Here is a 25,375-nt window from a genome sequence, read left to right as displayed (position 1 = left end):
GCGCGAGTGGGTCGTGCCCTCAGGACGGCTGCGGTTCTCCGCGGCACCCGCCTTCTGGTTTCACGGTGTTCGATGGGAAGATCGATTGTTCCCACGAGAGGATGAGCGCGGAATTGAAGATCGTAGTTGACGACCTCTCCGGTCCGGAGATCGCCGGATTCCTTGACGAGCACGTCCAGGAGATGCGGTCCATCACTCCGCTGGAGAGCAAGCACGCCCTCGACCTGGAGAGCCTGCGCAGGCCCGAGATCACGTTCTGGTCGGTCATGGACGGTGACAGCCTGGTCGGCTGCGGCGCGATCAAGAGGCTGGACGCGGGCCACGCGGAGATCAAGTCGATGCGCACCAGACCGGCGCGCAAGCGGAGCGGAATCGCGTCCCTCCTCCTGGAGCACATCGTCACCGAGGCCAGGCGGATGGGATTCACCAGGCTGAGCCTCGAGACCGGGGCGACCGAGTTCTTCCTGCCCGCCCGGAAGCTGTATGAGAAGTTCGGGTTCGAGTACTGCGACCCGTTCGCGGACTACGCACCCGACCCGAACAGCGCGTTCATGACGAGAGCGCTCTGAGGACCTGACCGCCGGCCTCCCGCGAGGACGCCCGGCGCGAACGCCTCACCGCCGTCGTGCCGTCCGGAACCCGCACTCCCGGAACCCCTCGGCGGCCTCGCGGGACCACTGCCGTTTTCGACGTGCTCCCGGTCGTGAGAGGTCGCCGGACGTTCGAACCGGCGTGGTCACGAACGAACGCGACCGGGCCCCGCTCGGAGAGCGGGGCCCGGCGTGCGGGAACCGGTCAGGCGATGCCGGTGGGGCGGTGGATGTAGCGGCCCACCGGGTCACCGACGATCTTGCCGCCGTCGAGGACCCGGTTGCCGCGGACGAAGGTGTCGGTGACCCGGGCGGTCAGCTCGAAGCCCTCGAACGGGGTGTACTCCTGGGTCGACTCCGAGTCCGCGGCCCGAACGGTCCAGGTCTGGTCCGGGTCGACAAGACACAGGTCGGCGTCCAGGCCGACCGCGATGGCGCCCTTGGCGCGCAGGCCGTAACGGGTCGCCGGGTTCCGCGAGGTGAGCGCCGCGATCCGCCCGTAGGACAGGCCGCGGCGACGGCCCTCGGTGATCATCCCCGGAAGCAGGTACTCGGCTCCGCCGAAGCCGGACTTGGCGACGAAGACGTCGTCACGCGGTTCGCCGAACTTCGTCTCGTCCCGGCAGCAGGCGTGGTCGCTGACCACCCAGTCGACGGTGCCGTCCAGCACGTACTCCCACAGGGCCTCGACGTCCTCGCGGGGCCGCAGCGGCGGGTTGACCTTGCCGCCGAGGCCGTGCGCGGTGGTGATGTCGGCCAGCAGGTGGCCGACGGTCACCTCGCGCCGGAAGTCGATGTGGGGGAACGCGCCGGCCATCCGGACCGCGGCGTCCACCGCCTTCCTGGACGACAGGTGCAGCAGGTTGATGGTGGGCAGGCCGGTCTCGTGGGCCAGGTAGGAGGCGATGGAGACCGCCAGTCCCTCGGAGTGCGGCGGCCGGGAGGCGTGGTAGGCGGCCAGGCCGCTCAGGTCTCCGGCGTCCTCCACCATCTTGGTGTACGCGCTCATGATCTCGGCGGTCTCGCAGTGCAGCGACAGCGAGATCTCGTCGGCGAGGTCGGGGAAGCGCTCCCTGGCCGCCTGCACGCCGCGCATCACGAACTCGAAGTGCGCGTAGTCGTAGCGCTCCCCTGGCGGGATCATCAGGAAGGAGTTCTGGTCGGCGGAGCGGCCGTGCAGGCCGTGGCTGCCGTAGAACATGAAGACCTTGAACGAGGTGACGCCGAAGCGCTCGATCAGGTCGGGGATCTCCCCGATGTGGCCACGCGACATCGGCGCGAGGTGGAAGCCGTAGTCGACGTAGGCGCGGTCGGCGGCGGCGTCGAGCACCTCGGGGAAGAAGTCGGCGTACTCGCCGCCCTTGTTGAGGTAGTACTGGCCGGTCCGCATGTAGGTCAGCGCGGTGGTGACACCGCCCTGGGCGCTCGCCCTGCTCTCGGAGACGGCGTCCTCGCCCAGCGGGTTGTAGATGCCCCAGTGCTGGTGGGCGTCCACCACGCCGGGGAAGGCGAGCTTGCCGGCGCCGTCGACGACCTCGCGGGCCGCCGAGGCGTCCAGGCCGGGCTCCACCCTGGCGATCCGCCCGTCCTTGATGGCGATGTCCGCCTCGACGGGCTCGTCGCGGTCGTGCGAGACCACCCGGACGTTCTTCACCAGCAGGTCATACTCAGTCACGGCCGTCTCCTGTCGCGTGCTGCGGCTCCGCCACCAGGCGGAGCAGGTCTCCGATGTCGTCCAACTCGTCGAGCCGTGCCACCCGGTCGGTCACGGCGTCCATGGCGGCGGCCGACAGCCGCCCTTCGGCGTTGTCGCGGAACTTCGCCGCCAGCTCGCCCGCCGAGAGCGGTCGCTGGGGGCCGCCCCTGTTGGTGAGCACCTCCTGGCTCCACTCCCGGCCGTCGGCGTCGCGGGCGCGCAGCACCGCGGGGAACTGGTGGGGGAAGATCTCGGTGGCGCGCTCGTCCGCCACCACCTCGACCTTGGCCATGAGATCCCTGCGGAGCGGGTCTCGGGCCAGCTCGTCGGTGAAGTCCGCGAGCCCCACACCGAGGCCGCCGCCGCCCAGCAGCCCGGCCGCGACCGCGTACGGACCGCTGAACTGCGCCTGGTAACCGGTCTCGGGAGTGCGCTTGCCGTCGATGGGCTCGCCGATCGTCCGGATGACGGGCGCGGGGACGCCCAGCGTCAGACTCTCCACCCGAGAGGGGTCGAGCCCCTGCTCGCGCAGCCCGATCGCAGCGTCCACGGCGGTGTGCACGAAGTGGTTGGCGGGGTAGGGCTTGAAGAAGATCCCGGGGGCCGCCCAGTCGGTGCCGAGGCCGGAGGTGATCTCCGACGCCTCGTAGCGCCCGTGCAGGAAAGCCTGGAAGAAGCCGAACCTGCCCTCAAGCACGGTCGGCGGCCCGGTGAAGCCACGCCTGACCAGCTCGGCCGAGGTCACCGCCGACTGCGCCGCCCAGCCGCAGTGCAGCCGCTTGACGGTACCGCCGGTGCGGTTGGCCTCGATGATGCCCGAGGCGGTGGAGGCGGCGACGCCGAGCGCGTCGAGCACGCCCTCGCGCGGCAGGCCGAACAGCACGGCCGCGGCGACGGCGCCGCCCAGGGCCCCGCAGATGGACGTGGCGTGCTGGCCGTGCTCGAAGAACGTCGAGTTGCCGGCCTCGCGGTCGTAGCCCGCCATACCGACCCGTACGCACACCTCCAGGCCGACCGCGATGGCGTGAATCGTCTCGCGGCCGGACGCCCCGGCCAGTTCGGCGGCGGCCAGCGCGGCCGGGACCACCGAGGCGCTGGGGTGCAGTACCGAGGGCAGGTGGGTGTCGTCGTAGTCGAGGGAGTGGGCGAGCACCCCGTTGGCGAGGGCGGCCAGCGGTGCGGGCACCGCGGAGCCGCCGCCCACCACGTGGGCCTGGGGGCGCCCGCCCTGGTCGCGGACGTACTCCACGATGGCGGTGCTGGTCGGCAGCCTGTGCGCGGCCACGCACAGCCCGATCACGTCGAGCACCCGCTTGCGGACGCTGTCGACGACGTCGGCGGGCAGCGTCGAGTAGGAGGTGTCGACGGCGAAGTCGGCCAGTTGGCGGCCGAGCGTCGGCTCAGCCACGGCGATCCGCCTCCCCGGCGGCCTCGGCGCTCCGGCCGACGATCGCCAGCGGCCGCACCGGCGAGCCGGTGGCGCCGAAGAGCGCCAGCGGCGACAGCACGAAGGTGAACTCGTGCACGCCGTGCAGGGCCGCCTCCTCCAGGTTCATCGTCTCGATGATGTAGACGCCGGACTCCACCAGCAACACCCGGTGCGCGGGCAGCACGCTGTGCCCCTGGCCCGGGGCCAGGCACTCGAAGGCGATGGTGTCGGCCCCGGCGGCGCGCACCCCGCGCTCGGCCAGCCAGTACGCCCCCGCCTCCCCCACCCCTGGGACGCCGGACTCGGAACCGATGTAGACCGTGCGGTCGGGATCGGAGAAGCGACCGCCCCACCCGCTGCGGATCAGCACGACGTCACCGGCCTCGACCTCGGTGCCCTGCTCCCGTACGGCCCGGTCGAGGTCGGCCGGGGTGATCTCGTAGCCCGGCTCGCAGGAGACCACTCCCAGCGCGGCGGGCAGGTCGAGCAGCACGCCCCTGCACACCATCGGCGCGACCGTGTGGATGCCGTGCTCGGGGTAGCGGCCCCCGACACAGGCCGCCGCCGCGTCCGCGCCGCCGTGCAGCAGGCCGTCCTGGGACACATGGGCCAGCGCGTCGATGTGCGTGCCCACGTGGGTGCCCATGACGAGCATGTCGTTGGCCGCCGACCCACCGTCGGGGCGCACCTTGTCTCCGTGGCGGCGCGGGAGCGTGTGGGTGTACGCGGGGTGGTTGGGCGACTGCGGCATACCCGCGTAGAACGGGCGGCCCAGGTCGTACACGGTCACGCCGCCGCGTACCGCCTCCAGCAGGGGGTCGCGTACCGTCTCTCCCGGTGGGGTGGCCAGGGTGGTGGATGTGCTCACGTCGTCTCGTCTCTCCCGATGTCCGTCTGTCCCCCGATCGGCGCGTCACCGCGCCGTCGCGGATCAGGCGATGATCTTTCGTTCTCGTAGGTCGCTCAGGGTCGCGGGGTCGCAGCCCAGCTCCTCGACGAGCACATGGTCCGTGTCGGCTCCCAGGTCGCGGCCGGTGAACCGGATCCGGCCCGGTGTCCGCGACATCCGCCACATCACGTTGTGCATCAGCACGGAGCCGAGGTCGGCGTCGTCGACGGAGGTGAGCATCCCGGTCTCGCGGACGTGGGGATCCTCCACGAGGTCCCGGGCGTCGTAGACCGGGGCGACCGCGGCGCCCGCCGCGGTGAACTCCGCGACGACCTCCTCCCGGGTGCGCTCGGCGACCCAGTCGCCGAGCAGCCTGTCCAGCAACTCCACGTGCCGGACCCGGCCCGCGCCGGTGGCGAACCAGGGCTCGTCGATCACCTCGGGGTGCCCGACCAGGCGCATCACCCGCTCGGCGATCGTCTGGGCACTGGTCGAGACCGCCACCCAGTGGCCGTCGGAGGTGAGGTAGGTGTTGCGCGGCGCGTTGTTGGTGGAACGGTTGCCGTGCCGGTGCGCGATGGTCCCGAGCTGCTGGTAGACGGTCGGCGAGGGGCCCACGGCCGTCATGATGGGCTCCAGCAGGCTCATGTCGACGACCTGACCGCGCTTCTCCGGGTCGCGCTCGCGCTCCCACAGCGCCATCATCGTCGCCGACGAGGCCGCGATGCCGCAGATGCTGTCGGCCAGCCCGAAGGCGGGCAGCGTGGGCGGTCCCTCGGCCTCGCCGGTCAGGTGGGCGAAGCCGCTCATCGCCTCGGCGAGCGTGCCGAACCCGGCCCGCCCCGCGTACGGTCCCGTCTGCCCGAAACCGGTGATCCTGACGATGACCAGCCCGGGGTTGACCTCGTGCAGCCTGTCGGGGCCCAGCCCCCAGCGCTCCAGGGTGCCCGGCCGGAAGTTCTCGATGAGCACGTCGGTGCGTTCCATCAGCCGCAGGAAGAGCGCGGCCCCCTCGGGCGCGGACAGGCTGAGCCCGATCGTCTGCTTGTTCCTGGAGATCTCCTTCCACCACAGCGAGACACCGTCCTTGGACTCGCCGTGGCCGCGCATGCCGTCGCCCGCCGTCGGATGCTCGATCTTCACCACGTCGGCACCGAAGTCGCCGAGGATCTGAGCGCACAGCGGTCCGGCCAGAATCGTCGAGGCGTCGACGACCCGCAGGCCCTCCAGTGGTCCGTCGTGCATGCTTGCCCCCAGGTCGGAAAAGGTTTCGTCGATGTTCTTCCGGACGGGTGTCACCCGGTCTCCCCCCTGTTCCGGCCTGTCGCGCGGAAGCCGAGGTCGGCCGAGATGTCGGCGGCCGCGGCGGCCACCCACTCCCCCAGCAGTTCTCTGTGGCCGCGGATGAACATGTCCTGCGCCCCGCACAGCGACACCGATCCGACGACCTGCCCGGTCGCGCCGCGGAAGGCCGCCGCCACACTCGTCGCCCCCGACTGCCGCTCGCCGAAGCTGACCGCGTAGCCGAGGGTGCGGATCCGGTCGATCTCCTCGCTCAGCGCGGTCGTCGAGGTGATCGTGGCGTCGGTGACGCTGTCGAGGCGGTGGTGGGCCACGTAGTCGTCCACCTCCGCGTCGGGCAGCGCCGCGAGGATCGCCTTGGAGGAGGACCCCGCGTGCAGGGGATGGCTGGTGCCCAGCGCCACCGACATCCGGATCTCCTGGTCGGAGAGGACCTGGTCGACGTAGACCCGCGACCAGCCCTGACGGAGCGAGAGCGTCGCCGTCTCGCCCGCCCGCTCGGCCAGCGCCACCAGGTGCCGGTGCGCGACGGCGGGCACGTCGAGTTCGCGCATCGCGGCCAGGCCGATGCTCAACGCCCCGGGGCCGAGGCGGTAGAGCTTCGTGTCCGCGTCGAAGCTCAGGAACTGGCCGGCCACCAGCTCCCGCAGTATGCGGTGTGTCACGGCCTTGGGCAGGCCGGTCTGCCGCGCGATCACGGAGACGCCCTGGGCCTGAGGCGACCTGCCGATGACATCGATCACGGCGAGAACCCGCGCGATACCGGAGCGGGAACGCTCCGGTTCCGGCTCCTGCTCCTCTCCGATGTCATCGACGGTCATGCTTTCCTCATTGGTCAGGGCGCGCGCGGCAGGCGACGCGGTAGGGGGAGAGATCATGTGAATGTCATAGGACAGCGCTGTCCGGAGAACCACCGAGGACCTCAATCGTGACGTCGGCGTTACCTCGGATCGCGTTGGAGTAGGGGCACAGGCCGTCGGCGATGCCGACGATCCGCTCCAGGTCCGCCTGCGGAACGTGCGGCGCGGAGACGCCGAGCGCGGCGGTGATCGCGTACTTCCCGCCGGGCACCGAGCCGAGGGTCACCGACGTGGTGATGCTCACCGGGTCGAGACCGATCCGCTCGCGCCGGGCCACGACCCCCAGGGCGCTGGCGAAGCAGGCCCCGTATCCCGCGGCGAAGAGCTCCTCGGGGTCGGTGCCGGTGTCGCCGGACGCGCGGTCGGCGGGCCTGGTGAGGGCGAGGTCCAGCGAGCCGGTGAGCGAGCGGGCACTACCCGCGCGACCTCCCTGGACCTCGACGGTCGCGGTGTAGATCGGCTTGAACGTCGCCTCCGGCCGGGCGGCCCGGTGCGCCAGCACGTGCTCGGCCACCGCCTTGGCGAAGATCTCCGGCTGCTCCTCGGCGACGAAGTCGGTGCCGCCAGGGATGGTGACCAGCGGCACGCCCGGCAGCGCCGCCTGGACGACGTCGTTCATCCTGGCCACCACGTCGTCGCCGCCGTGCAGCAGCAGCATGGGGATGCCGGCGAGCGCGGCGGTGTCCAGACGGTGGTCGAAGACCGCCCGATAGGCGACCGCGTAGTCGGGGCCCACGCTGAGATACTCGGCGACCTGGCGGCTGGCCGACTCCGCCGAGATCCGCGGGTAGAGCCAGTAGACCCGGTCCCAGATCGTCTTCAGGTGGCCGCCGTCGTGGGCGACCCGGTAGCCCGGCGCGTAGCCCGCCTTCTTCTCCGCGCGCTCGGCGTCGTCGTACAGCGGCAGCCCCTGGAAGATCAGGCCGTTCACCCGGTCGCGGGCGGTGAGCGCCGCCTCGGCGGCGACCACGGCGCCGGTGTGCTGCCCGAGCAGGTGCACCTTCCCCAGGCCGAGCGCGTCGGCGATCCGCCACGTCGCCGCCGCGTAGTCCGGTATGGACCACTGCTCGCCGGGCGCGTCCGACATCCCGAAACCGGGGGTGTCGACCGCGACGACGTACAGGCCGTGCGCGGCGAGGGCGGCGAGGGCGGGCTCGTAGGTCGCCGACGACAGCGGCGACTGGTGCAGGATGAGCAGCGGGACCGCCGAGGGGTCGCCCGCGCGCCGGTAGTGGACCTGACCCCAGGGCAGGTCTAGGTAACCGCGCTCGGAGGCACCGCGCAGGTGGGTGGCGCTCATCGGTTCACCGCCATCGCGGCCATGACCTCGACGACGTGCTTGATACCCGTGCGGTAGTCCTCCACAAGGATGTTCTCGTTGGGACCGTCGACCCCGGAGTCGGCGCGCGAGACGCCGATGCCGACGATCGGGCGCCCACCCATGACGCCCTGGTTGCCGATCCACTGCGTGTACGGCTCGATGACGGGCTCGGCGCCGTAGGCACGGCGGGCCGCGTCGGCGACCAGCGACACGAACGGGTCGCGGTGGTCGGTGGCGCTCGGACTGCTGGTGGCCATGACCTCGATCGTGACGTCGCCGAAGCCGTTGTCGGCCAGGTGCTTGCCGACGGCCCGCAGCACCCGATCGGGGTCCTGCCCGGCGACCAGGCGGATCTCCACCTTGGCGGCGGCGGTGGCCGGGATGCCGAGGGTGATGTCGTCGCGGTTGTCGCCTCCGACGATGCCGGCGACCGTCAGGGTCGGGCGGGTGCGGATCTCGACCGCGGCCTGGGCGTCGTCGAGGCCGCCGATGAAGGAGTCGACTCCGGCCCTGGCTCGCAGGAAGTCGCCGTCGAAGTGCAGCCGGCCCAGCAGCTCCCGCTCCTCGTCGGTGGGCACCCTCGCGTCGTCGGCGAAGCCCGCCACGGTGACGGTGCCGTCGGGACGCTGCAGGCTCGCCAGCGCGGCGGCCAGGCGGGTGGTCGCCGACGGGAGCAGCGCGGTGTTCTGGCTGGTCAGCTCACGCGTCAGCGTGGTGGCGGTCAGCCTGAGGTAGAGCACGCCCTTCTCGCTGAGCTTGAGCAGCGGCCTGCCCTGGGCGTCGATCCAGGAGTTCTCCCACAGGGTGCCGTCGCTCGCCAACCGGTCGGCGTGCGCGCGGACGAACGAGCCGAGGCCGGGACTGTGCAGCCACTGCTTGCCCTCCATGATGTAACGGCTGGTGACCGGCGCCTCCTGGCCGGACAGCCGCCACACGGCCGCGGCGTGGACGCGCGACATGAGGGCGCCCTTGTCGTCGGCGACGCCTCGCGCGTACAGCCGCCCGTCGTGGATCTCCGCCGCGTACGGCGGGCTGATCCACCGGTCCTCGTCTCCGGTCGGCTCCACTTCGACGTCGTAGTGGTTGAAGTGCAGCAGGGCGGGCTCGCCGCCGCCGATCTCGCCCAGCACGTACGGGTGGGAGTGTTCCCAGGGGATGACCTCGGCGCTGCCGCCCCAGCGGCCGATCGAGGCGGCGAGGAAGTCGGCGGTGGCCACCATCTGGTCGGGTTCCTGGCGGCGGCTGCGGATCCGGCAGAGCTGCTGCAGTTCCTCGACGAAGGCGTCGAGGTGTGCGTCGACGGCGGCCAGTGCGGCGGCGACATCGGGCTTGGGCATGGAACACTCCTCACGCGTCATTGGGTGGTGACCCCGCCGTCGACGTAGATCGTCTGACCGGTGGTCATGGCTGCGGCGGGACTGAGCAGGAAGGCGACCGCGTTGGCGACGTCGCCGGCCCCTGCCATCCGGCCCAGGGGGATGGTGGCCATCTTGTCTTTCATGTACGCCTCGTTGGCGCGAACGTCGGCCGTCATGTCGGTGGGCACGATCGTGGGCCCGACGGCGTTGACCCGGATACCGTCGGGGGCCCACTCCAGGGCGAGCACCCTGGCCATGTGCATGACCCCGGCCTTGCTGACGCAGTAGCCGAGGGTGTCCAGGACCGCGATGTGGCCGTTGGTCGAGCCGATGTTCACCACGCTCGCGGCGCTCTCGCCGCCCTCGCCGACCGTCTTGGCCGTGTCGCGCAGCGCCGGGTAGGCGGCCTGGGACATCCGGAAGGTGCCGGTGAGGTTGACGTCGAGGACGTCTGTGAAGTCACTCTCGCTCATCGTGGCCGCCGGCCCCCGCCGTACGATGCCCGCGTTGTTGACCAGGTGGTCGAGGCGGCCGTGCGCGGCGAGCACCTCGGCGACCAGCGCGCGGCAGGAGTCCGCCGAGCGGACGTCGACGTGGTGGCGGGTGTGCCCGTCGCTCTCGGGCAGCGGCGCCTGCCAGTCGTCACCGGAGGTCACGTCGGCCTGGGCCACGCGGGCGCCGCGGGCCGCGAGCGTGGCGGCGATCTCCGCGCCGATGCCCCGGCCCGCGCCGGTGACCAGCGCCACCCTGCCGTCGAAGCGGTTCGGATCGCTCATGCGCCGATCACCCGGCTGTCCTCGGCCCAGAAGGCGAAGCGCCGCTGGGCGAAACGGATCAGTGAGTGCGCTATGAGGCCGAGCACGGAGAGCACCACCAGGACCGCGAACATCCCGGAGATGTCGAAGTTGTAGTTGGTCTGCAGGAGCAGGTAGCCCAGGCCCTCCTTGGCGCCGATGAACTCACCGACGACCGCGCCGAGGATGGCGAAGACGATCCCGATGTCGAGCCCGGCGAAGATGAAGGGCAGTGCGCTCGGCAGCCGGACCATGCGGAAGACCTGGAACCTGCCCGCGCCGAACACGGTCAGCATCTGGATCCGGTCGGCGTCGGCCGAGCGCAGCCCCTCGATGACGTTGACCAGCATCGGGAAGAAGGAGATGACCGCCGCCATGACGACCTTGCTGGTCATGCCGAAGCCGAACCAGACGACGAACAGCGGCGCCAGGGCGACCTTCGGCACCGTCTGGAAGGCGACGATGTACGGCATGAGTGTGCGCTCGGCGAGCCGCACCTGGGAGATCAGCGTGCCCAGCAGCATCGCCGCGCCGACGCCGATCACGAAGCCGAGCAGGGACTCCTGGAGCGTGACCAGCAGGTGCGACCAGAAAAGGTCGTCGGTGAGCTGGGTGGTCAGCGAGGCGACGATCTGCGAGGGCCGGGGCAGCACGTATTCGTCGATGCCGAGGGGCTGGACGAGGAACTCCCAGGCGAGCACCGCGATCACGAAGACCCCGGGGACCATGATGAGCTCGGGGCGCTCGCGGAGATCGAGCCCGCTCAGGCGGCTCTTCTTCGGTGCCGGGCCCGGTGGACGGACGGGGCGGCTGTCGGTGGCCTTGGTCGTTGTCATGGTGGTGTACCTCGTCAGTCGATGACGCCGGCGGCGTTGAAGTGCTGGCGGATTCGTGCCACGTAGACCCCGGCGCGATCGGAGGACATCACGCTGAGATCGCGCGGACGCTCCAGCTCGATCGGGACGATCTCGGCGATCCGCCCGGGGCGGGAGCTGAGCACGATGACCCGGTCGGACAGGAACACCGCCTCGGGGATGGAGTGGGTGACCAGGACGACGGTCTTGCCGCTCTCCTTCCAGATACGCAGCAGCTCGACGTTCATGTACTCCCTGGTCATGGCGTCCAGGGCACCGAAGGGCTCGTCCATGAGCAGTACGGACGGGTCGTGCACCAGGGCCCGGCAGATCCCGGCGCGCTGCTGCATGCCGCCACTGAGCTCATGCGGGTACTTGTCGCCGAAGCCGTCCAGGCCGACCATGTTCAGCAGGTTCCTGGCCTGCTCGCGGTAGACGTCCGCGTCGAGTCTCTGCACCTCGACGGGGACCATCACGTTCTCCAGGATGGTGCGCCAGGGCAGCAGGGTCGCGGCCTGGAAGACCATGCCCACCTCGGGGAGCGGCTTGGCCACGTCCCGTCCGGCGACGCGGACGACGCCCTCGCTCTTGGGGATCAGTCCGGCAAGGATCTTCAGCAGGGTGGTCTTACCGCATCCGGAGGGTCCCACGATGGAGATGAACTCCCCCCGCCTGACGGTGAAGCCGATGTCGGAAAGCGCGTGGGTGGGCTCCGACCTGCGGGGCCGGTACAGCTTCTGCAGGCCGGCCACCTCGATCCATGCGTCTTCGTCCACCGGTGCCGATGCGGCGGTGGCCTGGCGGCGGCCGGGGGTCCTGATGGCCATCGGCCCTCCTCTTCGATGCTCGGGTGCTGGTCGGTCGTGGTCGCCGGTCGCTCCGGCCCTGATCCACTTCTGGCGGTGCGGCCCCGGGTCACCCGGGGCCGCGCACTTCGGCGTGTGCGGCCCCGGGTCACCTCGGGCGTACGGCCGGGGTTACTTCGGGCTGTAGGCCTTGGCCTTGGCGACCACCGCGGCCGAGTCGAACTCGTTGGCCGCGGGCAGCAGGCTCGCGTCCCAGACGTCGGCGATCACCGGGTCCTTGGTGATCTGCCCGGCGCCCTTGGTGTAGGCGGCGGTCTTCGCCCACTCCTGGTCGCTGATCGCGCCCCAGTCGGCGAAGGTCTCCGGGTCACCGGTGGTGGGGGTCGCGCTCTTCAGCCACGCCGCCATGACCTTGGTGTCGTCGGCGATCCGGTCCTCGGCGGACTTGCCCGCCAGGATCTGCGGGAAGACCGTGTAGCCGATGCGGGTGGCGGCCTCGTTGTTGACCGCGGAGAAGAGCATGCCCTGGTAGCCGGCGCGCAGGAAGCGGGTCAGCAGGTCCTTCTTCTCGTCGAAGGCGTCCTTGCGCACGGCGAAGGTGATGGAGCGGATCCCCTGGAACATGTCCGGGTTGGGGAGGTACTCGTAGGTGACGCCGGAGTTCTCGATCGCGGCGTACGCCTGGGTGTAGAGCGCGAGCGCGTCCACCTGACCGCTGCTGATCGCGCCGGCGGCCTGCGCGCCCACCCCGACGGGCAGCAGCTCGACGTCCTTCTCCGGGTCCAGCCCGGCCTCGCGGACATAGCCCCGCGCGTACGGGCTGGAGCCGGACGCCAGGCTGATGACGCCGATCTTCTTGCCCTTGAGGTCGGCGCCGCTCTTGATGCCGCTGCCCGGCTTGACCGCCATGACCCACGGCCAGTTCTGCACCAGGCCGCCGATCGCCTTGACCGGCACGCCCTTCTCCGCCGCGGCGAGGATCGAGCCCGCGTCGGCGGCGGTGATGTCGGCGCTGCCGGACGCGACCGCCTGGATGGCGGCCACGGACCCGTCGGTGTTGATGGTCTCGACGTCCAGGTTCTGCTCGTCGAAGAAGCCCTGGTCCTTGGCCACCGCGTAGGCGGCGACCTCCTCCTTGGGGCCGATGACCGCCGAGGCGATGGCGAAGGTGATCTTTCCTCGGGCGGTCTGGGCACCGTCGGTGCCCTCGGGGGCGGCGGTGTCGCCTCCGCCGCAGCCGGCCAGCATGGTCAGTGTCGCGACGGTGAGGGCGCCAACGCCCAGTCGCAGGGATTTCTTCACGTACGGCACCTCTGTCAAACCGATGGGGTGGGGGGTGTCAGGCCGGGGAGGGGGAACCCGGCCTCGCTGAGGTCGTTGTAGACGTGCTGCTCGGCGATGAGACCGTCACGGATGACGAACACGTCCACGTAGCGGATGTCCGAGAAGGGGGTCCCGGTCAGGTCCTCGCCGTACAGGGTGCCCAGGGAGGTGACGACGACGGCGTCGTCACCTTCACCCTCGAAGTACCGTTCGCGGTTCTTGCGCACCCACAGGTAGCGGCCACCGGCGCCGGCGGCCATCTCCGGCAGTGAGGTGAAGACCAGGTCCCCCGGGAAGACGAGCCGCACCCCCGGTGCCAGGAGCCTGGCGGCCTCTTCGAGGTCGCGGTCCTCGCACAGTTGCAGGTAGTGGTCGACGAGCTTGGCCGCCGTGCCGGTGGCCATCAGCCGGCCTTGGCCGCCAGGGCGGCTTCCCACTGGTCGCGCAGCGGGTGCTCGGCGGGGCCGCTCTCCGCGATGATCCTGATCAGGCGGTTCATCATCGCGTCGCGCTGGCGCTCCAGGGTCCGGCGCTCCGCCTCGTCCGGCACCAGGGAGTCGAGCTCTCCCTCGGCGAGGACGCCGTGGCGGACCAGCAGCGCCTCCAGACCGTGCACCCGCTGGTTGGCGACGTGCAGGTCGGTGCTGAGCTGCAGGACCAGGTCGAGCAGCTTGCCAAGGTGGCGGTCGCGGAAGTAGTCGAATTCGTCGCTCATCAGTTCTCCGGCTTGTTCGCGGCGAGAGCCGCCCACGGGAAGTGCCATTCACGCCGGTCGCCCCAGCCCTCGGGGCGCACGCCCTCGTTGCGCTCGTCGAAGGGGGACCAGGACGCGTCGGTCAGACCGGCCTCGCGGCAGAACTCCAGGAGGTCGGAGGCGAACAGGTCATGGAAGAAGGGCTCGTTGTTGCGCTCGGCGTGCTCGAAGATCGTCGCGTCCCTGAACGGATCACCGGTCGGCTGGAACTCCAGGAAGCGGAGCGCCCCACCGGGCCGCAGCAGGCGGGCGGCCTCCTGGATGGTCTCCCTCACGGCCTGGGCCGGCATCTCGTGCAGCACCATCGTGCCGGTGACCACGTCGCAGGAGCCGTCCGGCAGGCCGGTCGTCCTGCCGTCGCCCTGGAGGTAGGTGATCGCGATGCCCTCGGCCTCGGCCTCGGCGTGCGCCAGGCGCAGGCCGGGAGCGGCGAAGTCGACGCCGATGACCTCGGCCTTCGGGTAGCGGTTCGCGAGCGGGCGGGTGCTCTTGCCGAAGCCGCAGCCGATGTCGACCACGCGGGCCGCGTCCGGCAGGTCGGGCAGCGCGGTCTGGGTGAACAGCTGGTGGAACTTGTAGCCGTCGTTGTCGCGCAGCATGACGATCCGCGCGCCGAACTCGTAGACGTACGCGGACAGGTCGTCGGAGAAGAATCCGCCGGGCTGGATGTGGATGTCGAAGTCGGTGTACCAGTCAGGCAGCTCCACCTCGGAGTTCAGGACGAGCTTGCCCTTCGGCGCCCGCACCTCGCCCAGCTGGTCGATCAGGTCGTCACGGCGGCTGATGACGGCGTCGCCGGCGGTCTTCCACAGCATCTTCTGCTGCACCCGCTCAAGGTGGCTGAACCACGAGTAGAGGTTCAGGTTGCGAAACCGCTCGCCGGCCTCCTCCACGGTCTGCGCGGGAGCGCCGTCGGCGCGGTACTCCTCGGCGAGGGCGGGGTAGAGCGTGTCGGCCCACCTCTTGCGCATCGCCAGGATGTAGTCCACGGTGGAGCGCTCGTCGAAGGTCAGGCGATCCTCGATATCGATCATGGTTCTCCTTCTAGGGGGCGAGCGGTGCCCTTCTACGGCGCCGCGTCGGGGTCGACGGGGAACGGTGGCGGTGTGGTCGGGGCGTGGTTCAGCGCGCACGGGCCAGCGCGGTCGCGCCGCTGACGGCATCGGTCAGGAAGGTGCCGGCGAGCCGTCCCTCGTAGACCGCCTCCAGCGCGGTCCGCGGCGCGTTGGCGTCGCCGACGACGTGCACGCGGGGGGCGTCGGGCAGGGCGTCGAGTTCGCGGTAGAGCTCGTCCACGGCGGTGGGGGTGCCCGCGTCGACGATCGCGGTCACGCCCGGCATGGTCTCCACGTCGCCGCACAGGGTGTCGCGGAGGGTGAGCAGGCCGCCCTCGACGCCCTGCGGGACGCGCAGCGGGTGGACCTTGACCCCCAGCTCGCCGAAGCGGTGGGTGAGCGCGAGCCTGGAGTACGTGGTGATGCGGGCGGCGAGCGAGGCGGTCGGGGAGAGCAGGTGCACCTTCGCTCCCAGCCAGGCCAGGTGCTCGGCGATCGACGCGGCGGGCCAGGCCCCATCGTCGTCGCGGATGGCGACGGTGCCGCGCAGCGGTGAGGCCGGGTCCTCCAGGGAGGCGACCGCCTGCCACAGGTCGAACACCGGGGGCCCGCCCGGCAGCTCCCGCCGCCGGGGTCGCGAGCCCGTCGCCACGATGACGTCGTCGACACCCTCGTGGCGACCTCCCACGAGGAGGTCCGCCGCCTCGACGCGGTGCCCCAGCAGGATCGTGATCCGCTCGGCGGCGACGTCCCGGCTGAGTTCCGAGGTGAGCAGCGCGAGGCGCTCCCTGCCGGGTACCCGGGCGGCGATCGCCACCTGGCCGCCCAGCTCGGGACCGGCCTCGGCGAGCGTCACGTCGTGACCGGCGCGCCGGGCCGACAGCGCCGCCTCCATGCCCGCGGGACCACCGCCGACGACGAGGACCCGGCGGGGACGGGTACCGGCGAGCGGCGGCTCCGCCCACGTCCGCCGCCACTCCCGCTCGGCGCCGACCTCGGGGTTGACCACGCAGGAGATCGGCAGGCTGCTCTCCAGCCGCCCGATGCAGCCCTGGTTGCAGGCCAGGCACGAGCGGGACTCGTGCGAGCGGCCCTCCATCGCCTTGCGGACCAGGTGGGGGTCGGCGATGTGCGGTCGCGCCAGCCCCACCAGGTCGGCCTCACCGGAGGTGACCAGCTCGACGGCCTCGGGAAGGCTGTCGAGCCGGCACACCGCGAGCACGGCCAGGCCGGGGAAGCTCCGCTTGAACAGTGGGGCGTGGTGCCGGAACGGCGCGTGGCCGAAGCTCATGTCGGCCATCTGCGTCGCCAGCGAGTAGCTGCCGTGGTAGGCCGAGTGGCTGACGTGCACGTGGACGAGCGGGAACTCATCGCGCAGCAGCCCGACGACCTCCAGCATGTCCTGCGGCGTCAGACCGCCGGGCAGGAACTCGTCGGCGCTGATCCGCAGGCCCACCGGCAGGTCCGGCGCCTGCCGGGTCACCGAGGCGAGCACCTCGCGGGTGAGCCTGAGACGCCCGTCGAGGTCGCCACCGTAGCCGTCGGTCCTGGTGTTGGTGACCGGCGAGAGGAACTGCTGGAGCAGGTGGCCGTGGCCGAGGTGGACCTCCACCCCGTCGTACCCGGCCTGCGCCATGCGGCGGGCGGCCGCGCCGAAGGCGTCGACGACCGTGGCGATGTCACCGTGTCCCATCGCGTGCGGGACGTGCGCCCCGGCGGCCCACGGCACGTCGGCCGCCGACCAGGCCGCGGTGCGGGTCGCCTCACCGGAGGCCTGCCGCCCCGCGTGCATGATCTGGGCGAAGATCCGCGCTCCCTCGGCGTGCACGGCCTCCGCGACCTCGGCGTAGGCCGGGATGGAGGAGTCGTCGAAGCTGCCGAGGCTGATGTGCCTGCCGGCGCTGGTGGGGTGGACCCGCACCGCCTCGGTGATGATCAGCCCCACCCCGCCTCTGGCACGTTCCAGGTGGTAGGCGGTGTGCCGGGCGGTCGGGCGGTTGTCCAGGCCGAAATTGGTGGTGTGGCCGGGCACGAACACCCGGTTGCGCAGTGCCACCGGCCCCAGGCTGACGGGCGAGAACAGCGGTCCCGGATCCGGCATCGTCGCCCTTTCTCTCGCTCGGTGGCGTGAATGTGACCGTGGGCACCCATCGAGTTCCCATCGTTCCGGTCAGCGATACGGCGTTCAGATGAACCGAACGGCGTGGAAGGAACAGTAAGCAGTGACAAACAGGGAGTCAATGGTTGATTTAAAATTCCGGGCAGCCGTAACATGCTTCTAACCCGTTCCTAAAAGATCTGATCCGCCACCGCCGGTGCGGCACCACGAACGGAGAGGACGCACCGGCACGGCCCCGCGGACACCGCCGCCATCGGGTCACGCCCCCGCGAGCCGCGCCGTCCCGGTAGGCGGTGTTCGGCACGCGCCGATTCGTACCTTGCTGGAGCCGCCGGCGGGCCGAGCCCTTCGGCACCGCTCGCGGTGTTCGGTAGGCCACGCCGCCGGGTGTGCCGTCACGCGCGCTCGGAGTCGCGCGGCGCTCAGAAGAACGTCATGTCGCCGGGCGGGTCACTGACGAACCGTCGAGCCTCGGCGTTCCTTGCGGATGTGCAGCTGGGCGGGGACCCTGGTGCGCAGCTCGGCGACGTGGCTGACGATGCCGACCGCGCGGCCGTTGTCGCGCAGGCCGTCGAGGATGTCGAGCACCCCGTCGAGGGTGTCCTCGTCCAGGGTGCCGAAACCCTCGTCGACGAAGAGCGTGCCGATGTCGACTCCCCCGGCCTCGGCGGTGACCACGTCGGCCAGGCCGAGGGCCAGGGCCAGGGAGGTGATGAAGCTCTCGCCGCCCGACAGGGTAGCCGGGTCGCGGCCGACACCGGTCCAGCTGTCCAGGATGTGCAGGCCGAGCCCGCCGCCGGACCTGCTCCGGTCACCGGCGGAGCGGTCGCGGTTGTGTTCCAGCAGGTAGCGCCCGCCCGACATGTGGTCGAGCCGCTCGTTGGCCGAGGCGACCACCTGGCTGAGGCGCTCACCGAGCACGTACGACGAGAGCCGCATCCTCCACCGGTTGTCGGCGGAGTTCCCTCCGGTCAGGGCGGCGAGCCGGTCGGCCAGGCGGTGCTGCTCGTCGGCGGGCCGCCAGCGTTCCAGGCAGGCGGCCAGCTCGGTGCGGAGGGCGGCCAGCCGGGCCAGCCGGCCCTCGGCCTGGCTCCGCTCGGAGAGCAGGCGGGCATGGGCGGCGTCGGCCGCGTCCCGCGCCTCGCGCAGGCTCGACAGGTCGGGTTCCGGCTCGGCGGCGGCGGCGACCAACTCGGGGTCGGCGAGCATGGCGGCGACCGCGGCGCTCTCCGTGGCGAGCTCGTGGAGGCGGGCGGCCTTCTCCTCCCGGTCGGCGGGAGAGCGTACGGCCGCGCGGGCGTCGTCCAGCCCGAGGAAGCCCGCCTCGACGACGGCGCTCAGCGCCCGGTCGCGGGCGGTCACCAGCTCGGCGGCGCTGACCCGTTCGTCCCTGACCGCCTCTACGGCCTCCCTGAGCAGTTCCGCCTCGTCGGCCAGCCGGTCCAGCCTGGCGGTCAGCGTCGGGTCCTGGCCGCGTGCCTCGTCGACGCGCCCGGCCAGCCGCTCGGCGTCGGCGCCGAGCCTTTCGACGTCCGTACGGCGGGCCGCCAGGTCGACGGCGAGTTCGCGCGAGCGCTCCCGGAGCCGCTCGGACTCGGCGGCGATCCCGGCCGCCTCCGCCGCCAGCGCCGGCTCGGCCTCGGCCGACTCCCGGAGCGCGGCCAGCGCTCCCTCCGCCTCGGCGAGCTCGCCGGTGGCGTCGGGTACGGCCAGGTCGGTCCGATCGCTCGCCTCCCGGTGGGCCGCGGTGACCTCGACGGCGTGGACGGCTGCGGCCAGGGCCGTGGAGAGACGCCCGGCCTCCGCCGCCAGGCGGTCGCGGCGGGCCTGGACCGTGCGGTCGTCGCCCCGGGCCCCGTCCAGGCGGGCGGTCAGCCGGTCACGCTCGGCCTGCCATCCCGCCAGGCGGGCACGGCCTTCGGCGAGCCGCCGGGTGATCTCCTCGATCCGGGTTCTGGCGTCGTCCAGTTCGGCGGCGATCCGCTCCACCTCGGCGGCGAGGGCGTCCTCGGCGCTCGCCGTGGCGGTCAGCGCCTCCAGTTCCCGCTCGGCCTCGGCGAGGGTCTCCCCCGCCCGTTCCACGGTCTCCTCCCCCGCGACGGCGCGGACCTCGCCGAGACGGGAGAGCAGCACCGTGACCGTGGTCTCCGCCTCCCGGCGCCGTTCCTGGGCCGCCTCGTAGGCGCCCTGGGCCGCGTGCTCGTCCTCGGCGGTGCGCACCTCGTCGGCGGGGGCGGCGGGAGCGGGGTGATCGGGCGAGCCGCAGACCGCGCAGGGGGCGCCGGGGACGAGCTTGGCGGCGAGCTCGGCGGCCATGCCCTCGATCCTGGACCGCTGGATGTCCTGGTAGCGGTCGCGGAGCGCCTGCGCGAGGTCGGTGGTCTCCACCTGGGCCGCGCGCGCGACCTCCAGCTCGGCGTTGAGCGCCTCGCGGCGCCGTACCGCGGTGAGCAACGCGGTGGCGGCCTCGGCACGCGCCCGCGCCGCCGGAAGTCCCGCCCCGGCGGCCCTGACCTCGTTCAGCCGCGCGGTCGCCTCCGCCGCCTCGGCGGGCAGCGCCTCCCAGAGCCCGCGGACCTCGCCCTCCTGCCGGGCCGCCTCCACGAGCTCGTCGCCGAGTGCGGCGATCAGCCCGTCGAGTTCGGCCAGCCGGGCCTCCTCGACCCGCAGCCCTTCCAGCCCGGCCAGCTGTCGCCCGCACTCTCCCTCCCGGGCGGCGAGGACCTCACGGATCTCACCGGGCTCGGCGGACAGGCCGGTGCCCTCGCGACGGGTCCCGAGCACGTCATGGGCCTGGCCCGGAAGCGGGTGAGCGGCGAAGGCGTCGCTGACCCCTGGCAGGAGGGCGGCGAGGTCGGCACGGGCCGCGGCCAGGTCTGCGGCGAGGCGGGTGCGCCGCTCGGCCGCCCGGAGGCGGGTGACGGCGCCCTCGACCGCCGACTCGGCGGCGGGGATGCGGGCGGCGTCCAGACGGGCGGCGGTGAGACGCTCCTCCACCTCCCGCCTGAGCTCGGGGATGTCCTTCAGCCGGGAGTCGGCCACGGCCTGCGCGGCGGCCAGCTCGACGATCTCGTGAGCGGCCCGGTCCCGCTCCCGGACTATCTCCGCCAGGCGTGACTCCTCCGCGCGCAGCTCGCCCAGGCGGGTGATCTCGCTCCGGCGGTCGCGTTCCAGCTCGACCAGGCGGCCGAGCACGGCGTGACGGCGGTCCGCGCCGGCCTCCGCCCGGTCCCGGACGTCGTCGTCGCGGAGCGCGCCGACGACGAGACGATCACCTGTCTCGCCGGTGCCCGTACGGTCGTGGACGACGTCCCGGGTGGCATCGATGAGCGGGAGCGCACGGGCGACGGCGTCGGCGGCCAGGCTTCGGGCCTTGGCCGCGGCCTCGGCACGCTGTTCGGCGCCCTGGATAAGCGGCAGCACCCGGTCGGCGGCCGCCGCCTCCTCCAGGAGGGTCTCCAGGTCCGCCCGCTCCTCGGCGGTCTCCTCCAGCGCCCGGCTCCTGGTCAGCGCCTCGGCGTGGCGGCGGCGCCGGTCGGCCAGCGCGGTGCCACGTTCCAGGCTCTCCCGCGCCTGCCGTACGGCGGCCTCGCCGCCGAGGTCCATGCCGCTCAGCCGGGTGACCTCCCGTGCCGCGAGTTCCTCGACCGCGTGGGCCCATCCCAGCGGGTCGTCCTCCACCGAGACCTCCACCGAGACCTCCACCGGGACCTCCGCCGCGGCATCGGTCAGCGCGGCCGAGAGCGCGGACCCCGCGGCCTCCTCAAGGCGTTTCACCGCGAAGTCGACCTCCCTGCGGAGGGCCTGCTGCTCGCGGAACGCCTCGGTACGCCGGTCGGCGAGCCAGGACTCGGCGGCGGCGTAGACCTTCACCGAGAAGAGTCGCTCCAGGACCTTGCGCCGGTCCTCCCCGTCCGCACGGAGGAACTTCGCGAAATCCCCCTGGGGCAACATCGCGACCTGGAGGAACTGCTCGGCGTTCATACCGAGCAGGGTGCCGATGAACTCCCCCGCCTCGTCGACCCGGTTGGTCAGCCCCACCCACTCCCCCGAGGGGGCGAGTTCGGTGAGCAGTGCCTTCTCGTTCTCCCTGGTCGTGCCGGTGCCCCTGAGCTTGGGGCGCTGCCAGCCGGGCGACCGGGTGATCTTCAACCGGCGCCCCCTGATCGTGACCTCCAGCGCCACGCTGGGCCCGCGTCCCGGGGGCGCGTGGTCACAGCGCAGGCTCTTGGCGCTGTCGCGCCTGCCCGGCACCCTGCCGTACAGGGCGTAGCAGAGCGCGTCGAGCACCGTGGTCTTGCCCGCCCCCGTGGGGCCGTGGATCAGGAAGAGCCCCGCCTCGGCGAGGGCGTCGAAGTCGACCTGCTCCTCACCGGGGAAGGAGCCGAAGGCGGTGATCCACAGACGGTGCGGGCGCATCTACGCCATCGCCTCCTTCGCGCGGGAGGCCTCGACGGCCCTCTGCAGCAGTTCGGTCTCGGCGGGATCGGCGGCCTCGCCGCGCACCTCGCGGACGAAGTCGAGGGCGACCTCGATCTCGGGGCGCCCGGCCACCCTGGGCCGGGTGACGGTCTCACCGGCCCCGCCCTCGGGTTCGAATGACAGGGCGAGCGTGTGCGGGAAGCGGGACCTGAGCCGCTCCATCGCGCCCTTGGGCCGGATCCGGTCGACGAGCGTCACCTGGAGCCAGTGGTCCTCGTAGCGGGCGTGCTCGGGTGCGGCCAGCAGGTCGTCGATGCGACCGGTGAGCCGGCCGACCGGCCTGGGCACCGGGGCCTCGGCGAACTCCGCGCGTTCGTACCCGCCGGGGCCGATGTCGACCAGCCAGGACCCCTTCACCTGCCCGGCCTCGGAGAAGGAGTAGGCGATCGGGGAACCGGAGTAGCGGACGGTCTCGCTCATCCGCTGGCGGCCGTGCAGGTGGCCGAGCGCCACGTAGTCGACACCGTCGAAGGCGGACACCGGGACGTGCGCGACGCCTCCCACGCTGATGTCGCGCTCGCTGTCACTGCTCCGCCCCCCGGTCACGAACGCGTGGGCGAGGACCACCGACCGGGGTCCGCGCCGGGCGAGGTCGGCGCGGATCAGGGACATGGCGTGCCCGATCGCGGCGGTGTGGGTGCGCTCGGGCAGCTCCCAGGGGGCGCGCACCAGCTCGGGCTCCAGGTAGGGGATGCCGTAGAAGGCGACGTCGTCGACGACGACCGGCTCGCCGACCCGCTCGGGGTCGGTGCGCAGGTGGACGCCTGCCGCGTCGATGAGGTGCGCGCCGAAGCCGAGACGGCGCGCCGAGTCGTGGTTACCGCTGATCAGCAGGGTGCGCGTCCCGGTGTCGACCAGCCGCCGCAGCGCCTGGTTGCACAACTCGACCGCGTCGACCGAGGGCAGTGCCCGGTCGTAGACGTCACCGGAGACCGCGACCACGTCGATCCGCTCCGATCTGACGGTCTCGATCAGGTGGTCGACGAAGGCACCCTGGGCGGCCAGGAGACTCTCCCGGTGGAACGAGCGGCCCAGGTGCCAGTCCGATGTGTGCAGCACCCGCATGTCGCACGAAGCTAACAGGACTCAGCGACAAATGTGGCCACTCACATCACTCGGATCGCCCGCTCCGCTCAGGGTTTTCGTCCATGGGTACGCTTGAAGATCAGAGGGAACGATACCGGGAAACGACGATCACGGAGGCGAGTGACGATCGGGGATCGGATCGACAACCAGGCCGGCCGTGGCGTGCTGAGCGTCGCCTCCGGCCTGATCCTCGTGGTTCTCGCGACGGTGGGCTACACCCTGCCGCCGCCGTTCGACCCGACCCCGCTCCGCGCCGACCCGGTCTTCCAGACCCTTCCTGCCCAGCCGCCGGACGAGGTCAGGCCGGTCGCCGCGACCAGGCAGATCACCACGCAGGACGTCACCGTCACGGCCGAGGACGGTACCCCCCTCCAGGCGACGATCCGCGCGCCGGTCGCCCCCGGACGCCACCCCGCGCTGGTCTTCGTGCAGGGGGCCGGGGCCGGGGTCAGGGGAGAGTTCACCACCCAGGCCGAGTGGCTGGCCAGGGCCGGGATCGTCACCCTCGTCTACGACAAGCGGACCGTGGGCTACAACTTCCGCAACCGTGACTTCGGCCTGCTCGCCCGCGACGCCCTGCTCGTTCTGGAGAAGTTGCTCGTCCGCGACGACGTCGACCCGGCCAGAACGGGGCTCTGGGGGGTGAGCGAGGGCAGCTGGGTGGTGCCCATCGCCGCCACCAGGAGCAGCGCCGTCGGGTTCACCGTGCTGGTGTCGGCGCCCAACGTCTCCCCCATGCGGCAGGTGACCTGGGCACTGGGCGAGCAGCTCGAACGGCTGTACGCGCCCAGCGGGGTACGCGAGCTGCTCACCCGCGCCATGGGCGCCGTGGACATGAACTTCCTGCGCTACGACGGCCTGCCCGCGCTGCGCGGGATGCGGCAGCCGGTCCTGGCCCTGTACGGCACGCGCGATCCCTCGATCCCGTTCGTGGAGAGCAGCATGGCGTTGACCGGCGCGCTCGCCGAGGGCGGTAACGGCGACTACACCATCCGCTACCTCGACCGCGCCGACCACGGCATGCGCGTGCACGGCGGCCCGTTCGCGCCCGGCTACCTGCAGACGCTGGCCAACTGGGTCCTGGGCCTGCCCGGCACGGCCAGACCCGCGGTGCGCATCGCCGGTGCCACGCCGATCCAGCGTCTGGAGGCCAGCGACGTTCCCGCGGCCCCCTGGTACGCCGGGGGGACCGTCATCGGTCTGACGCTCTGCCTGGCCGCGGTCGGCTACGTGGTCGGCCCGGTGGCCGAGATGGTGGTGCGGCTCCGCGGCCGGTCGCCCGCCGCGGAGACCAACGCCCGGATCTGGCCGCCGGTCCGGCGGCGGTTCCGCCGGATGGCGTGGACCGGGGCCGGGCTGCTGGTCTCGGTGGCGGCGTTCATCACGCTGCTCGTGCTGTTCTCGGTCAACCAGGCCGGGGCGTGGCCCGCGGTGCTCACCGGATGGCTGGTCATCAGGATCCTGGCGCTGTTGATGCTGCTGCAGGAGGTCACGGGCGTGGCGGCCGTCGTCGCGGGGTTGCGGGAGGGCTGGGAGCCCTCCCGCCCGCAGAGTTTCGCGATCGCCGGGGTGCTCGGCGGCACCGCCCTGCTCCTGGTGGCCGCGGCCTACTACGGTCTGTTCGCCTTCCCCTGGTGATGTCCTGATCGACGGGTTCCCGTTCCCCGCACCGCCTCTCGCATCCCGGCCTGACGGCGAGACCCGGCAGGTCAGGGAAGTTCGTAGGGGTTGTCCGGCCAGGAGGGGACCGCGGCGGGGAGGTCGAGGGAGACCTTCATCGGGAACTTCGCCGGCCGCTTCTCCAGGAAGGCCGTGACGCCCTCGGCGCTGTCGGGCGCGGAGCCGAAGTCGCGCATCAGAATCGAGTCGGCCCGGTGGGCCTCCCAGGGGGAGGCGGCCGACAGGCCCGACCACATGAGCCGCCGGATCGCGGCGACCGAGACGGCGGAGGTGTTGCCGACGATCTCGCGGGCCAGCGCGTGGGCGGCGGGGAGCAGTTCGTCCGGGGCGACGACCTTGGAGACCAGACGCCCCTGGAGCGCCTCGGCGGCGGGGAAGACCCTGCCGGTGGCGGCCCACTCCATGGCCTGGGAGATGCCGACGAGCCGGGGCAGGAACCAGCTGGAGGCGGCCTCGGTCACGATGCCGCGCCGGGCGAAGACGAAGCCGAACCTGGCGGTGTCGGAGGCGATCCTGATGTCCATCGGGAGCGTCATCGTCACCCCGACACCCACGGCGGGACCGTTGATCGCGGCGATGACCGGCTTGAGCGACCTGGCGATCCGGAGCGCGACCGTGCCGCCGCCGTCGCGGGGCGAGCCGTCAACGGTGTCCTCACCGCCGAACATCTCCTCGCTCCTGTCATGGTTGAAGGTGTCACCGCCACCCCCGAGGTCCGCGCCCGCGCAGAAGGCGCGGCCCCGGCCGGTGACGATCACCACGCGCGCCTCGTCGTCGGCGTCGGCCAGGTCGAAGGCGTCGATCAGCTCGCGGCGCATCGTGTAGGTGAAGGCGTTGAGGCGGTGCGGGCGGTCGAGGGTGATGGTGGCGATGCCGTCAGCCACGCCGTACTCGATCTCGGTGAAAGCCATGACCGAATCTTATTCCAGTCAAAATCACAGGATAAAGCCTTGCCGGCTTCCCGAGTTGTTCACCGA

20 protein-coding genes are annotated in these 25,375 nt (G+C 71.9%); 2 read left to right on the top strand and 18 right to left on the bottom strand.

The window, feature by feature from the left end:
- Positions 1-113: 113 nt before the first annotated feature.
- Positions 114-569, top strand: a complete 456-nt coding sequence (locus AB0J58_RS01735; protein WP_364208852.1) for a GNAT family N-acetyltransferase — start codon at positions 114-116, stop codon at positions 567-569.
- A gap of 226 nt (positions 570-795) precedes the next feature.
- Here the strand turns inward: AB0J58_RS01735 and AB0J58_RS01730 are convergent, their stop codons facing one another.
- The 17 genes from AB0J58_RS01730 to AB0J58_RS01650 form a co-directional block, all read right to left on the bottom strand.
- Positions 796-2,265 carry a dihydroorotase family protein gene (locus tag AB0J58_RS01730; RefSeq protein WP_364208849.1) on the bottom strand — a complete coding sequence of 490 codons (1,470 nt, stop codon included), beginning with the start codon at positions 2,263-2,265 and terminating at the stop codon, positions 796-798.
- Positions 2,258-3,694, bottom strand: a complete 1,437-nt coding sequence (locus tag AB0J58_RS01725) for an MmgE/PrpD family protein (protein WP_343963335.1) — start codon at positions 3,692-3,694, stop codon at positions 2,258-2,260. The genes AB0J58_RS01730 and AB0J58_RS01725 overlap by 8 nt, the downstream gene beginning before the upstream one ends.
- A complete protein-coding gene (locus AB0J58_RS01720) occupies positions 3,687-4,583 on the bottom strand; it encodes a cyclase family protein (RefSeq protein WP_364208846.1) in 897 nt (298 codons plus the stop codon). The genes AB0J58_RS01725 and AB0J58_RS01720 overlap by 8 nt, the downstream gene beginning before the upstream one ends.
- Positions 4,584-4,646: 63 nt before the next feature.
- Complete coding sequence (locus tag AB0J58_RS01715; RefSeq protein ID WP_364208842.1) at positions 4,647-5,849, bottom strand: CoA transferase; 1,203 nt, start codon at positions 5,847-5,849, stop codon at positions 4,647-4,649.
- A gap of 50 nt (positions 5,850-5,899) precedes the next feature.
- The gene (locus tag AB0J58_RS01710) at positions 5,900-6,727 is read right to left on the bottom strand and encodes an IclR family transcriptional regulator (RefSeq protein WP_364208840.1); all 828 of its coding nucleotides are present in this window, start codon (positions 6,725-6,727) and stop codon (positions 5,900-5,902) included.
- A 64-nt stretch (positions 6,728-6,791) separates the two neighbouring features.
- A complete protein-coding gene (locus tag AB0J58_RS01705; protein WP_364208837.1) occupies positions 6,792-8,066 on the bottom strand; it encodes an Ohr family peroxiredoxin in 1,275 nt (424 codons plus the stop codon).
- On the bottom strand, positions 8,063-9,424 hold the full coding sequence (locus tag AB0J58_RS01700) for a M20/M25/M40 family metallo-hydrolase (RefSeq protein WP_364208834.1): 1,362 nt from the start codon (positions 9,422-9,424) through the stop codon (positions 8,063-8,065). Before AB0J58_RS01700 ends, AB0J58_RS01705 begins: the two co-directional genes overlap by 4 nt.
- Positions 9,425-9,441: 17 nt before the next feature.
- Positions 9,442-10,221, bottom strand: coding sequence for an SDR family oxidoreductase (locus AB0J58_RS01695; protein WP_364208831.1), 780 nt, complete (start codon positions 10,219-10,221; stop codon positions 9,442-9,444).
- Positions 10,218-11,075, bottom strand: a complete 858-nt coding sequence (locus tag AB0J58_RS01690; protein ID WP_364208828.1) for an ABC transporter permease — start codon at positions 11,073-11,075, stop codon at positions 10,218-10,220. Before AB0J58_RS01690 ends, AB0J58_RS01695 begins: the two co-directional genes overlap by 4 nt.
- A gap of 14 nt (positions 11,076-11,089) precedes the next feature.
- The gene (locus tag AB0J58_RS01685; RefSeq protein ID WP_364208825.1) at positions 11,090-11,920 is read right to left on the bottom strand and encodes an ABC transporter ATP-binding protein; all 831 of its coding nucleotides are present in this window, start codon (positions 11,918-11,920) and stop codon (positions 11,090-11,092) included.
- Between the two features lie 150 nt (positions 11,921-12,070).
- Positions 12,071-13,201 (bottom strand): ABC transporter substrate-binding protein, encoded by a 1,131-nt coding sequence (locus AB0J58_RS01680; protein ID WP_364208822.1) that lies wholly within the window; start codon positions 13,199-13,201, stop codon positions 12,071-12,073.
- 14 nt (positions 13,202-13,215) lie between these two features.
- A complete protein-coding gene (locus tag AB0J58_RS01675) occupies positions 13,216-13,626 on the bottom strand; it encodes a nuclear transport factor 2 family protein (protein ID WP_364208819.1) in 411 nt (136 codons plus the stop codon).
- Positions 13,626-13,937: a hypothetical protein gene (locus AB0J58_RS01670; RefSeq protein WP_343963322.1), complete on the bottom strand. Its 312-nt coding sequence runs from the start codon at positions 13,935-13,937 to the stop codon at positions 13,626-13,628. Before AB0J58_RS01670 ends, AB0J58_RS01675 begins: the two co-directional genes overlap by 1 nt.
- Positions 13,937-15,010, bottom strand: a complete 1,074-nt coding sequence (locus AB0J58_RS01665) for a class I SAM-dependent methyltransferase (RefSeq protein WP_364208816.1) — start codon at positions 15,008-15,010, stop codon at positions 13,937-13,939. Before AB0J58_RS01665 ends, AB0J58_RS01670 begins: the two co-directional genes overlap by 1 nt.
- An 88-nt stretch (positions 15,011-15,098) precedes the next feature.
- Complete coding sequence (locus AB0J58_RS01660) at positions 15,099-17,132, bottom strand: FAD-dependent oxidoreductase (protein ID WP_364208814.1); 2,034 nt, start codon at positions 17,130-17,132, stop codon at positions 15,099-15,101.
- 468 nt (positions 17,133-17,600) lie between these two features.
- Positions 17,601-21,569, bottom strand: a complete 3,969-nt coding sequence (locus AB0J58_RS01655; RefSeq protein ID WP_364208811.1) for an AAA family ATPase — start codon at positions 21,567-21,569, stop codon at positions 17,601-17,603.
- On the bottom strand, positions 21,570-22,697 hold the full coding sequence (locus AB0J58_RS01650; protein ID WP_364208808.1) for an exonuclease SbcCD subunit D: 1,128 nt from the start codon (positions 22,695-22,697) through the stop codon (positions 21,570-21,572).
- A 141-nt stretch (positions 22,698-22,838) separates the two neighbouring features.
- Here AB0J58_RS01650 and AB0J58_RS01645 point away from each other — a divergent pair, with 141 nt between their 5' ends.
- The gene (locus AB0J58_RS01645) at positions 22,839-24,356 is read left to right on the top strand and encodes a prolyl oligopeptidase family serine peptidase (RefSeq protein WP_364208805.1); all 1,518 of its coding nucleotides are present in this window, start codon (positions 22,839-22,841) and stop codon (positions 24,354-24,356) included.
- A 71-nt stretch (positions 24,357-24,427) separates the two neighbouring features.
- Here the strand turns inward: AB0J58_RS01645 and AB0J58_RS01640 are convergent, their stop codons facing one another.
- Positions 24,428-25,309, bottom strand: coding sequence for an enoyl-CoA hydratase-related protein (locus AB0J58_RS01640; RefSeq protein ID WP_364208802.1), 882 nt, complete (start codon positions 25,307-25,309; stop codon positions 24,428-24,430).
- Positions 25,310-25,375 lie beyond the last annotated feature (66 nt).

The organism is Streptosporangium sp. NPDC049644 (assembly GCF_040675205.1).
GTDB lineage: Bacteria > Actinomycetota > Actinomycetes > Streptosporangiales > Streptosporangiaceae > Streptosporangium > Streptosporangium fukuiense.
The sequence above is the reverse complement of the archived record's forward strand: the minus strand, read 5'-3'. Positions and strand labels throughout refer to the sequence as shown.

Coding starts and splice junctions, on each gene's coding strand:
- AB0J58_RS01715 (WP_364208842.1), bottom strand. CDS start 5,849: ATGCACGACGGACCACTGGAGGGCCTGCGGGTCGTCGACGCCTCGACG.
- AB0J58_RS01710 (WP_364208840.1), bottom strand. CDS start 6,727: ATGACCGTCGATGACATCGGAGAGGAGCAGGAGCCGGAACCGGAGCGT.
- AB0J58_RS01705 (WP_364208837.1), bottom strand. CDS start 8,066: ATGAGCGCCACCCACCTGCGCGGTGCCTCCGAGCGCGGTTACCTAGAC.
- AB0J58_RS01700 (WP_364208834.1), bottom strand. CDS start 9,424: ATGCCCAAGCCCGATGTCGCCGCCGCACTGGCCGCCGTCGACGCACAC.
- AB0J58_RS01695 (WP_364208831.1), bottom strand. CDS start 10,221: ATGAGCGATCCGAACCGCTTCGACGGCAGGGTGGCGCTGGTCACCGGC.
- AB0J58_RS01690 (WP_364208828.1), bottom strand. CDS start 11,075: ATGACAACGACCAAGGCCACCGACAGCCGCCCCGTCCGTCCACCGGGC.
- AB0J58_RS01685 (WP_364208825.1), bottom strand. CDS start 11,920: ATGGCCATCAGGACCCCCGGCCGCCGCCAGGCCACCGCCGCATCGGCA.
- AB0J58_RS01675 (WP_364208819.1), bottom strand. CDS start 13,626: ATGGCCACCGGCACGGCGGCCAAGCTCGTCGACCACTACCTGCAACTG.
- AB0J58_RS01670 (WP_343963322.1), bottom strand. CDS start 13,937: ATGAGCGACGAATTCGACTACTTCCGCGACCGCCACCTTGGCAAGCTG.
- AB0J58_RS01665 (WP_364208816.1), bottom strand. CDS start 15,010: ATGATCGATATCGAGGATCGCCTGACCTTCGACGAGCGCTCCACCGTG.
- AB0J58_RS01660 (WP_364208814.1), bottom strand. CDS start 17,132: ATGCCGGATCCGGGACCGCTGTTCTCGCCCGTCAGCCTGGGGCCGGTG.
- AB0J58_RS01655 (WP_364208811.1), bottom strand. CDS start 21,569: ATGCGCCCGCACCGTCTGTGGATCACCGCCTTCGGCTCCTTCCCCGGT.
- AB0J58_RS01650 (WP_364208808.1), bottom strand. CDS start 22,697: ATGCGGGTGCTGCACACATCGGACTGGCACCTGGGCCGCTCGTTCCAC.
- AB0J58_RS01640 (WP_364208802.1), bottom strand. CDS start 25,309: ATGGCTTTCACCGAGATCGAGTACGGCGTGGCTGACGGCATCGCCACC.